The 1620-nt window shown below is 48.1% G+C and carries 3 protein-coding genes; all 3 read right to left on the minus strand.

What is annotated here, in order from left to right:
• Positions 1-179 precede the first annotated feature (179 nt).
• A complete protein-coding gene (locus F6K51_RS36930) occupies positions 180-794 on the minus strand; it encodes a hypothetical protein (protein WP_293031056.1) in 615 nt (204 codons plus the stop codon).
• A complete protein-coding gene (locus F6K51_RS36935) occupies positions 742-1038 on the minus strand; it encodes a hypothetical protein (RefSeq protein ID WP_293031059.1) in 297 nt (98 codons plus the stop codon). Before F6K51_RS36935 ends, F6K51_RS36930 begins: the two co-directional genes overlap by 53 nt.
• A 201-nt stretch (positions 1039-1239) precedes the next feature.
• On the minus strand, positions 1240-1392 hold the full coding sequence (locus F6K51_RS36940; RefSeq protein ID WP_293031062.1) for a hypothetical protein: 153 nt from the start codon (positions 1390-1392) through the stop codon (positions 1240-1242).
• Positions 1393-1620 lie beyond the last annotated feature (228 nt).

A 1620-nucleotide genomic window follows, 5' to 3' on the forward strand; every position in this document is an offset into this window, starting at 1 on the left:
GTTGTTACCGGGATTACTCACCCAAGTCCCAGGGTTTACCAATGACCTAATCCTATCTGATCAGATGGCTGACCCCAACGCCCTCTATATTCTGTGGTCGGGTGCCAATGATTACCGGAGTGTAGACCCTCCTAATCCTACTCAGGTCGTGGGCAATATACCTGATTGACTGACAAAAGTTATTCCGGAACATATTGGTACGTTAGTACTTTGAACTCTAGCCTATAAATTCGTTTCTCGTGTTGTTTGCGCGATGCCATAACAGGGTCAGGATCACGGTTGGAGGTGAAACTGACGTGACGAATCAGTCGCCATCCGTTTAACAGAGCAGTTTTGACCCAATCCCAGCCGATGCGGAAATAGCTGTTGCCACGAAACCAATGGGTGTCAACCCACCGTCGTTTCCCCGTTTCCACAACCAATGTGCCTTGTGCCGTAACATAGAGTGTAGCCAATGCCAAGATGAACCAAAGTCTCGAAAGGGCACATACACAGCGAATCTCAGACTTCTGGATGTTCCAGCCGTTAGACTGGTCGTCCAAAAAAGCCTCTTCAATATCGAATCTTAATCCGTATTCATAGAATGTTTGTAAGGTGGTCGGTTCATCACTGACGATGGCCCAAAACTCACCATTGATGTTGTTGCGCCCAAAGGCTATGTGGACCGAGCCATACCATTGGTCTTTATGCAATCCCACGTTGTGAAAACACAGTGCTTCGCCCCGTTTGAAGTGAAACTGTTTAAGTTGACACCAACCTTTGCCAGTGCGCCAAATCCAAGCATCCTTTTTCAAACGGATACGATAATGCCAATGCCATTGCGCCACTCAGGGCTTGAATTAAATCCTTATGGACAAACCCTCGATCAGCCAATAAGACAATTTTTACGTCTTTGGGTAGGCACCGAGCTGCCTGATCCAACACGTCTCGGTAGTCCTTGAATGAGACCATCGCACTACTGTGATGAAGCACTCGCCAAGCCACCGGCAAGGCACGACCCCGATAAACCACTGCCACAAGGGAGCTGGCAATACTCATCCCAGAACAATGACGTATCCAAGCTCAAGTAAAGACACTCCTGTTGCCAGTCCGCCCGTTGCTTGGATCAATGGTTTATACAGTCGATGTATATTGATACGAGGGTTATTGAGCCATCGACGAACCCGTCTGTGCTTACTGTGAGCATACTTTCGGAGGCAGGGCAGATAGGATATCCAGCGGGTCAGATTAACTTCACCACTATGGATCAAGGCCACCACCATCCATATACAGACCGTTAGGTGAGCTTTGTGTGCCCAGGGACTGGCAAGACCTACGCCAGGTATTCAGGGCATTGTAGAGGCGGGAGTTTTTTTTCACAGCGTTCTTATGGTTTTGAGTGGCATCGCGCATCTTAGAACGCTGGCTCCCACTCAGATTTTTTTAATCCCTCAAGCATCCATCTGACAAACAGTTTGACAAAACAGTGACCGCCTTTTGTCAGTCAGTCAGGTGGCCAAGGGTAACAGAGCCCGATTCGCTAACAGTGGTAATGGGTCTTGCTCCCACAAGCGAATTACTCGATAACGATGCCAGGTGTTAGTATCCCTAAACTCATTAGTAAATACCATCTGTGAGGTC

This window comes from Moorena sp. SIO3I8 (genome assembly GCF_010692325.1).
Classification (GTDB): Bacteria; Cyanobacteriota; Cyanobacteriia; order Cyanobacteriales; family Coleofasciculaceae; genus Moorena.